Source organism: Lacrimispora amygdalina (assembly GCF_003432035.1).
Taxonomy (GTDB): Bacteria; Bacillota; Clostridia; order Lachnospirales; family Lachnospiraceae; genus Lacrimispora; species Lacrimispora amygdalina.
Genome location: NZ_QOHO01000098.1, coordinates 19,542 through 28,593, shown reverse-complemented (window position 1 = coordinate 28,593; position 9,052 = coordinate 19,542). Strand labels below are relative to the sequence as shown.

The following is a 9,052-nucleotide window of genomic DNA, read 5'->3' as shown; positions in this document are numbered from 1 at the left end:
ACAAGAGATAATTTTCCCGCTCCCTCGGTAATAAAAACAAATAAGATTATATAGCGAGAACCACAGCACAAATACCAAACCTTTTACCAAAATAATTGTTTGGTGTTATGTTAAAAAAAATATATACAATATATTAGGTCGTTTTACTGGCTTTATGCTTACTTGATATTTATATTTCTTTTTTTTTCCATGGGCGGAACCAATACCGGGTTCCCCGCCATTATCCTTTGTCAATTGTCCATAATACTGTAGTAACTTTATATTTTCTATATTGTTTAATATATAATTCATTTATAATTCACCTGGAGGTGATAATTATGAATTTCAAAAAAGAAAAAAAACTGGCTGAGGAATTTGACCGTTTGGAAGCAGCAAGCAAAGATATGGAAACTCCTGCTGCTCCGCCGGACGAATTTGAGAACATCTTAAGTGAGATGAAACGCAGGGGAATCAACCCCAGAGTCAGAAAAGAATTAAGCGACGGGAAGTAGGCGGGCCGGGTTACCGATAACCCGCCAATAAGAATCAGAAAACAGGCAAACTATTAAAAGATTAATATTTCTTTAAAGATATTCTCAGCATTGAGCTTCCCATATCCCCAAATTCGATTGGGATAAATATAACCGGGATCCCGGTCTGCTGTTCTCATCATCAAACGGCTGATCTGATTGCCTGTAACTGTCGTATAATTGCCTTTGAAGTATGCCCATTCTATAATCATAGCGGCTATCCCCGCTGCATAAGCGGCTGCCACTCCGGTTCCTGTTGCCGTTCCGTACTGAAAATCCGGTATGGCACATGGAAGTCTGTACCCTGGTGCTGCCAGATCGGGTTTTATCTGCTCAAGTCTCGTATATCCTTTGCTGGATTCTGCCAGAATCGTTCCATCAGTTTGATTGTATGCCGTAACAGTCAGAACACTGGCAGTATCACCCTGCATGGTAATCGTTGTATTCGGGTCTGAGTTGATAAAATAGGTTTCATTTGAAATCAAAATACCCGAAGGAAGCCAGCAATGGAATGAAAAAGGCGTCAAATCCTCACTAAACAGACTGATATACCAAATCCCTGAAAACATATTCCGGAAACGGAGAAGGATGAACTGATTTCCCGTCCCTTCTTCAAAAAGAATATTATTCACCCAGATATTCGTTTTTATGGATTGAAAAGATAGTTTGCGGCAATCTCCTTTCCAGGGATTTATAACTTCAGAGGTCTCAAAGGTTGGAGCCGTTAACTGCACAGAGAGTCCAGAAGGTATATAAGGCCAGATCTCCATGAAATATTCACTGTCAATCCCACCGGAATTCAACTGTACACTTTGTACATACGGTTCTTTTGCAATTTCTCCAAAATAATGTCTGCGGCTGTTACCCTCATTTCCTGCCGATGTTATAATGCTTATCTTTGGCAGCTGCACCAGGCTCTCTAAGTACGTGCTTAAAACACCACGTCCTTCATGTCCTCCCTGGCTTGTTCCCAGGGCAAGACAGATAACCAGCGGCCGGTTCAGCCTGTTTGCCACGTTTATTAAATACCTGACTCCCATAATAATGTCAGATTCCTGATAACAAAGAGAATCTGTCCCAACGCAAAAAAGTCTTTTTAAATTTTCTTTTGCCTCCTTCAGCTTTACCACCACGATATCCGCCTGCGGCACTACGCCGGAAAAACCTTCCTTCTCATTGGAACGCCCTGCAATAATGCTGGCAATGGCGGTCCCATGGCGATAGGTATCCTTACTTGGAACGATGGTATAAGGATATTCAGATAAAAGGGCAAAATTAATCAGTTCCTTTGTGTATTCTGAGCCGAAGGCAAACCCCCTGGGCGGCGTGCCCTCAATTGTCTGATCCCAGATTGAAAGAATACGGGTAGTTTTATCATTGTTCATAAAAGAAGGATGGCGGTAATCAATTCCTGTATCAACAATCCCTACTATGACTCCTCTTCCAAAAAGCCCCGCTGCAGGGTTTATCTCTTCCTGTTCCTCACCGGAATTTTCCGTGTTGACGACAGATTCCAGAGTATACAGCTTTGGAAAGCTATGATAAGGATTTACTCCCAGATCACAAGGATCCATACGATCCTTTGGAATGTGGAGCAGAGAAAACAGATCGTTCATTGTTGTAATGTTATCACCGGTATTATATGAAGTAACCAAAGCATTACTGACGATTAGATCATAATATCGATTGTCCAGAATTTTATCCATTCCTACCTCCGGTTATTTATAGTGGAGCATATGGTATAATCTATGCAACTCCATTTCTGATATGAAATATTTTTTCAACTGCAAAATAACATTGCTGTTCTCACTTATATAATCGCAAATACACATTGTTTTTATAAAGTTTTCACTAATTAATAAAAAAAATTACATATTTATCTTTACTTAAACGTTTTCATGCGTTATACTTTATGTAACTCTTCTTAGGAGTACCGTATTTCCCCAATCCTGCGGTGCTCCATTTTTTATTCTCTATTTAATCCGGTAAGTATCAATTATTCCTGTGCATCCCCTTCAGATAAAAACCGCAATTTTTACGAACTTTAAAAAACAACTTGGCAACATCTGCATTGTCCCTGTCCTGATCCCATGATACAATAAAAGCGGCAAAGAACTGAAACCGCAGACTGCGGAGAATGGAGTTTCTATGAAAAAACATTACGAAAGAATCATGATATACAGTGACCGGAAAACAGAAGAAATAATGAATCAGCAGGTCATGGACCAGAACTCGGAGTTCTACGGAGGTTTTCGTGACCATGACGGGCTGGTGGAACCAAAGCTTGCCATATTTCAGGTAACCACCATGACCGCATGCTTATTTAACCATAAGAGCAGATTTTACGGCAGCCAAACGGTTTACGAAAGAATTACCATCGCCCTTTCCTACATCGCCAGCGGGCAGCGGGAAAACGGCTTTTTTGATCTTATTAACTGTAATTTTTATTCCGGTGCAGATACCGCATTCTGTCTTGACGGCCTTCTTCCTGCATATATCTACTTAAACCGTCTGTCCGGAAAAGACGAATGCCCTGCTTTAGAAAAAAACATGTGCTCCGCTCTTCTCCCAGTCATGGAGTCCATACTGCTTAAAGGGGGGAAAGCGATGATTAACGGAGGATTCCACACTCCCAATCACCGCTGGGCCATTGCTTCCGTCTTAATGATGCTTTACCGCCTCACATCAGACGATTCCATGAAAAAGGGCGCCGAAAAATTCTTAATCGAAGGCTGTGACTGCAACGAGGACGGAGAATATGCAGAACGTTCTGCAGGAGGCTACAACCTGGTGAATAACAACGCCATGATGCTGCTGGCCGCTGCAACCGGTGATGATTCCTGGTATGAACCGGTAAAAAGAAATTTAACCATGATGCTCAATTATATTGAACCGGATGGAAGTATCTTTACGAATAACTCCACAAGACAGGACCGGGGAACTAAGATCTATCCAACCGGTTATTATCTGGAATATTTATATATGGGAATTAAATTCCACAACGAAACCTTTTTGCAGGCTGCCTGCTTTATCATGGATCAGGCCGTTGCGAAGGGAATCGGACCTCTGGACTGGCTGATTCATTTCATGCTTCAACCGGAACTGGTGGAATTTGAATATGAGGAAAGTAAAATTCTTACAAACTACTGCCGCAACTATACGGATTCCGGAATTGTACGGCTTCGGAGAGAAGCTTATTCCTGCTCCATATTAAAAAGCAGTCCTTCCTTTCTTTATTTTCTCCATGGGGATTTATGCGTCAGCATGAAAATCGGAGCCAGCTTCTGCGAGCACAGATACTTTATTCCTGAAAATCTGGTACAGCTTCCGGGAGAAGAGGGGTTTGTTCTGAATCAGAAGATGGCCGGATGGTATTATCTTCCCTTTAAAGAACCGCAGGATACTTCAGACTGGTGGAAAATGGATCATACCAAAAGAGAAAAGTTAAACGGACCCGATATGAATTTTGTAATCACCGTTGCAGAGGCAGAGGATGGCGTTGATATCACTATAGAAACTGCCGGAATTGACCGGGCGCCTCTGCGTGTGGAGCTTGCATTTGATGCAGGATGCCGTGTGGAATCCCCGTACTTTATTGCGGAGGGCAATGCAGGCGGTGGAATCGTAGCAAAAGAAGGAACAGTGACCGCCTCAAAGGGCAAATATGCCATAACAGCCGGCCCTGGCTTTGGCTCCCATAACTATGTGGCAGGCAAGTTCGGAAGCCAGGGACGCTCACAGGACTGCTATACGGTCTATTTTACAGACTTCACCTGCTTTAAGCATACCATTTCACTTCGGGCCGTTCCTGCGGCCTATTAACCCAAAAGAGGTGGTGCCGCACTTACTGTTTCGTGGGGCACCACCTCTTTTTATTGATTGAAGTGAGTTTTTATGATATCAATCTGCCTGTTAACCCGTTCAGGAATGGATTTCTTCAGTTCCTCCCAGGTCATCAGCTTATCATCTTCTAAAATAAATGGTTCAAATTCCATGGAGGGGCAAAAACCAAATACTTCCTTAATATATGTTTCCGTCATTTTCTGCAGATCTTCGTCCGTATGAATCTGATCCGCAAACATATCCTGAACAAGAACGCCGTCCGTTCCAGCCTTTTCCTGACAGCTTTCCAGCCAGTCTGGAATGATGCGGATTACCCGGGGATCCGGCACCAGCGCATGCTTGCCAGGCTGTGCATAGACTACCGGATGAGTACCGTTTTCCAGAATCAGCCCCCCATTATCCAGATCCACCATATTTAAAAACTTGCCATGGAAGCTGGCTTCTACTTTTTTTACAGTTCCGTCATGTTTTACGTAAACCCAGACATGCTCCAGCTCATATAAATGCTGAATATCAAAATCATACCAGACAGCATACTCAATGGCAAAATCCACCTCTTCCCTGTTAATCACAATTTCACGTTTGGGAAAGGAACTGCTTTTCTTTGTTTCCCGAAAAATGGTACAGCCCATGGCCGTAATGGAAAATGGCTCTTTTTTATCCTGCATAATAACCGGTTTATAGGCTGCCAGTATCTCAAGGTCTTTGTTCATGTTTTTATCCTCCAAAGCAAAAGAGCGGATTGCCGTAAATGGATCCGCCCTTCATTTCATATTATTTTGATGCTTCTAACAGGAACAGCATAGCCATTGCCTGTCCGTATGGCATTGGGCGAAGTTCAATATCTTTATAGAACTGTACACTTTCTCTTCCCATAGGAGTACCATAGGATACCTGATGCACCACACCTTCTGTGTCGATACACTGAAGAACGGGCAAAAGTGCTTTTCTGGCAATGGCTTCAAAAGAGGAATCCACAAGTCCCAGATGAACTGCTTTCAATATTCCATATCCGAAACCGCAGGTTGCACTTGCCTCAACGTAAGAGGTATTATCATCGATTACCGTATGCCACATGCCGTTTTCGTTCTGATAGGAAACCAACGCATCAATCTGATTTTTCAATGCTTCTGTCAAATAGTGTTTGACTGCACCGCTGCATGGAATAATGCCGAATAATTCCGGAATGGCCATTGTAATCCAGCTGTTGCCTCTTCCCCAGAATGCGCCGGCAAAATTATGGCATCCATGGAATGTCCAGCCATGATACCAAAGACCGGTCTTTCTGTCTGCTAAGTATTTTACATGGATTAAAAACTGGTACTCAGCCTCATCAATCCAATCCTGCTTCTTAAGAATCACACCCATACGTGCCAGGAATAAAACAGACATAAACAGGGTGTCATCCCAAAGTTCCTGTTCGTTGAGCGTATCAGAAGTCAGATGCTGAAATCCGCCTTCTTCTGTTTTTGGAAGTTCATCCACAAGCCACTGCGCCCAGTCCCGGCAGATTTCCATATAGGTCTCATTTCCTTCTTTTTCAACCAGGTAGGTTAACGCCAGAAGCGGGGCTGTTGTATTAATATTCCGGGCAGGCAAACCAATGGTAAGCTGTCTTTCATAATACTTATTCAGTTTGTTTATAATTTCTTCCTCACCGGTTTCTTCATAGATCTTCCATAACCCGAATAAACCGACTCCCTGTGTCCATTCCCAGTAGCGGTACCGTTCCGGATTGTCTCCAGCCAGATTATTGGTCTGCATGTTTTTTAAAAAGATATCATCTTCATCATACAGAATTTTTTCAAAGCTGGATACAAGCAGGTTTATTTTCTCTTTTAAATTTTCCATTCTTTTGCCACTTCCTTTCTGCTGCCAACCAGCGAAAACGTTGGAGGCACATTGCAATCTCTACAATATTTTTCTTTTTTATTCGCCAATGTATTGCACATCTTGTCATCATTCTGCTATAATGAATATCCGATACATGACTATTTCATTGAAAGTATAAAGGTGGTTCCTATGACAAACCCTGATGATACACTGCTTTATAAGAAAAAACATAATATCACCATTAACGATATCCAGCATTCCCTTTATTATTACTTTGATTATGACGAACGATCCTTTGATATCAACATGCCATTTCAGCATTTTCATTCTTTTTATGAACTGATGATACTGATCAGCCCCCAGGCATACCATCTGGTGAAAGGTATCCCTTACTCCATCCGGTCAGGCGATATCGTCCTTCTCCGGCCATCGGTGCTTCACCGCTCCGAATATCAGAAAGGCGCTCCCAGCAAACGGCTGATCATTGGTTTTTTATATCCCCCTTCTCTTTGGGGAATGCCGGAAACCTACCAGAAGCTCTTTGAACCCTTTTACTCACCATTGCCTATTTTCCGTTTCCCTTCCAAACAGCAGCAGCTGATTAACGAAAAACTCAATCGCATTTACCGCTACTCCTTTCAGGACGAAGAACCGGAGCTTAAATCGCTCATTGTCCACGGAATGTTTGTGGAATTCCTCTATACCTTACGGCAGCTGGCACCTTTTAATACCTATACCAATGAACCATTAAAGGATGAAGCGTCCCAGAAGATATACACCATTGCAAATTTCATTCATAATCATTATTCAGAAGAATTGACACTGGACTCCCTTTCCAGGGAATTTTATATCAGTCCTTACTATCTGTCCCATCAGTTTAAAGATGTGACGGGCTACACCCTGACCCAGTACATTCAGATGACACGGATCCGAAACGTACAATACCTGCTTTTAAACACGAAAAAGAAGATTTCTGAACTGGCGGAAGAATGCGGATTTACAAGCTTTTCACAATTTAACCGAATTTTTCAAAAGTATTGCAGCCAGTCGCCCTCTGAATTTCGTAAAGACGGAGGCGGAAACAGCCTTCCGACAATTCTTTAACAATCAGATGGACAGAAAAAGCCCGTTACAGCTTCCCGGCATCATCATTATTCCGATGAGAAAGAGCTGTAACGAGCTTCTTATAGCCTGCTGCCCTGTAAAAGGAATTACTTTATTGTGTCAAAATATTCTGCTCTTGCGTCAAGAATCTTCTGCAGCCCTGCATTTACAAGGTTGTCATATTCTGTCTTCTGCAGACTGTCGAACTGATCCGGTGAACAGCTGATCAGCTTGTAAACATAACCTACCATTAAGTTCTCAACATTCTTTCCGTAATCAGCTTCTGCCTGTGAAATGTTAGCATATACAGGGAAACGGAACTTTCCTTCGGAACGAACATCATAGAAATTAGAGAACCAATCAGGGCTTTCCCACTCAACAGACTGATCTTTAATCCATTTAGAAACAATTGAATCCTTATTTTTAGTCCAATCCATAGCCAGGTTAACAATATTTAAATCGTCACAGGTTCCTGGATATCCCTTAGAAGAAAGTTCTTCACTGGATAACTTAATCGGAACTCCGTTTTCATCTCTCTTGTGTTCTGCAGTAAATACGATATTCTCAGCAACTGCCGGATCTGCCATCCAGTTTAAATATTTCATGCAGGCATCTGCCTTCTTCTCGCTGCTCTTTGGTACCATTACAAACATACCGTGTCTTGGCTCAAATGGTGTACGGTAAGAACCGTCAGCCAGTTCAAAGCACTGTACAGGAACGAAAGTTCTGCCGCCTGCGCTCTGATTTAATACAGTGATATAGTTCCATGGACTTTCTGTATCGTCAAGGAAGAAACCTACGTTACCAGCTGTTACCTGAGCCTTGTAAAGATCTTCGTTTGTATCAGTTGCAAAATCTTTGTTTATAAGTCCTTTGTTATAAAATTCATTTAATTTTTTAAGACCATCAACAGCGCCGGGAGCTACAGCCATATAAGCTTCACTGTATACATAGGCATCCTTATCGTTTGCAAGGTTAACATAAGAACCAAGGAAATTTACATAGCCTTTTTCAGTATCATTACGTCCGCTCATCGCCCATGGAATTACATTTTCTACGCCGCCAGGGTTTTTGTCTTTTACTGCCTGTAAATAAGCAGCAAGCTCTTCTTTGGTTTTTGGCATCTGCATTCCAAGTTTATCCAGCCAGTCCTGACGGATATAAGCTGTATGACGAGGTGATTCAACACCTCTCTGTTTCATGATTGCAAACTGCTTTCCATCAATCTGTCCCATGTTCTGAGCATCTGCAACGAATTTCTTAATATCTGCACCGTTCTTTTCATAAGCCTCAGTTAAATCTGTAAGACCGCCGGCCTGCGCAAAGCTGTAGAAGAGGCCCTGATTATAGGTAAATACGATATCAGGAGCACTTCCGCCTGACATCATGATGTTTACCTTTTCATCAGAAGAAGATCTTGGTACTGAAACGTACTCTACGTTAATATTGTACTTTTCTTTTACCTGTTTCTTTACCCATTCTGTCTGGGTGTTATTCTCTACAGTTGTACCGGGAGCCGCATCACCTCTGTCCCATATCATAACCTTAATGGTTACTTCTTCGCCTTTGTCAGCGGAAGAGGAAGCCTCTGCTGCCTTTGTTTCAGTACCACCAGCTGCGGTGGTTGCATCTTTTGCTGCGCCGGAACCACATCCGGTTACCAGAGATGCTGCAGCTAAAACTGCTACACAGCTCTTTAATAATTTTGCTTTTTTCATTATAAAACCTCCCTTTCATAATCGTTTATATTATTTAATAAATAA

General features: G+C 42.2%; 7 protein-coding genes. 3 read left to right on the top strand and 4 right to left on the bottom strand.

Annotated features, from left to right (window positions below; genetic code table 11):
* Positions 1–317 precede the first annotated feature (317 nt).
* Positions 318–491, top strand: a complete 174-nt coding sequence (locus tag DS742_RS29065; RefSeq protein ID WP_170313581.1) for a hypothetical protein — start codon at positions 318–320, stop codon at positions 489–491.
* Between the two features lie 53 nt (positions 492–544).
* Here the strand turns inward: DS742_RS29065 and DS742_RS24825 are convergent, their stop codons facing one another.
* Entirely contained in the window at positions 545–2,215 is a 1,671-nt protein-coding gene (locus tag DS742_RS24825; RefSeq protein WP_117419619.1) for a S8 family peptidase, read from the bottom strand.
* 442 nt (positions 2,216–2,657) lie between these two features.
* On the opposite strand from DS742_RS24825, the gene DS742_RS24820 reads away from it, so the two are divergent.
* Entirely contained in the window at positions 2,658–4,331 is a 1,674-nt protein-coding gene (locus tag DS742_RS24820; RefSeq protein WP_117419618.1) for a prenyltransferase/squalene oxidase repeat-containing protein, read from the top strand.
* 50 nt (positions 4,332–4,381) lie between these two features.
* On the opposite strand, the gene DS742_RS24815 is transcribed toward DS742_RS24820, so the two are convergent.
* Together DS742_RS24815 and bglB are read right to left on the bottom strand one after the other, a co-directional pair.
* Positions 4,382–5,065 (bottom strand): hypothetical protein, encoded by a 684-nt coding sequence (locus DS742_RS24815; protein WP_117419617.1) that lies wholly within the window; start codon positions 5,063–5,065, stop codon positions 4,382–4,384.
* Between the two features lie 61 nt (positions 5,066–5,126).
* Positions 5,127–6,203 (bottom strand): beta-galactosidase BglB, encoded by a 1,077-nt coding sequence (gene bglB, locus DS742_RS24810; protein WP_117419616.1) that lies wholly within the window; start codon positions 6,201–6,203, stop codon positions 5,127–5,129.
* A 171-nt stretch (positions 6,204–6,374) separates the two neighbouring features.
* On the opposite strand from bglB, the gene DS742_RS24805 reads away from it, so the two are divergent.
* A complete protein-coding gene (locus DS742_RS24805; RefSeq protein ID WP_117419615.1) occupies positions 6,375–7,289 on the top strand; it encodes a helix-turn-helix transcriptional regulator in 915 nt (304 codons plus the stop codon).
* Positions 7,290–7,396: 107 nt separating this feature from the next.
* On the opposite strand, the gene DS742_RS24800 is transcribed toward DS742_RS24805, so the two are convergent.
* On the bottom strand, positions 7,397–9,007 hold the full coding sequence (locus DS742_RS24800; RefSeq protein ID WP_117419614.1) for an extracellular solute-binding protein: 1,611 nt from the start codon (positions 9,005–9,007) through the stop codon (positions 7,397–7,399).
* Positions 9,008–9,052: the final 45 nt, after the last annotated feature.

Coding starts and splice junctions, on each gene's coding strand:
- DS742_RS29065 (WP_170313581.1), top strand. CDS start 318: ATGAATTTCAAAAAAGAAAAAAAACTGGCTGAGGAATTTGACCGTTTG.
- DS742_RS24825 (WP_117419619.1), bottom strand. CDS start 2,215: ATGGATAAAATTCTGGACAATCGATATTATGATCTAATCGTCAGTAAT.
- DS742_RS24820 (WP_117419618.1), top strand. CDS start 2,658: ATGAAAAAACATTACGAAAGAATCATGATATACAGTGACCGGAAAACA.
- DS742_RS24815 (WP_117419617.1), bottom strand. CDS start 5,065: ATGAACAAAGACCTTGAGATACTGGCAGCCTATAAACCGGTTATTATG.
- bglB (WP_117419616.1), bottom strand. CDS start 6,203: ATGGAAAATTTAAAAGAGAAAATAAACCTGCTTGTATCCAGCTTTGAA.
- DS742_RS24805 (WP_117419615.1), top strand. CDS start 6,375: ATGACAAACCCTGATGATACACTGCTTTATAAGAAAAAACATAATATC.
- DS742_RS24800 (WP_117419614.1), bottom strand. CDS start 9,007: ATGAAAAAAGCAAAATTATTAAAGAGCTGTGTAGCAGTTTTAGCTGCA.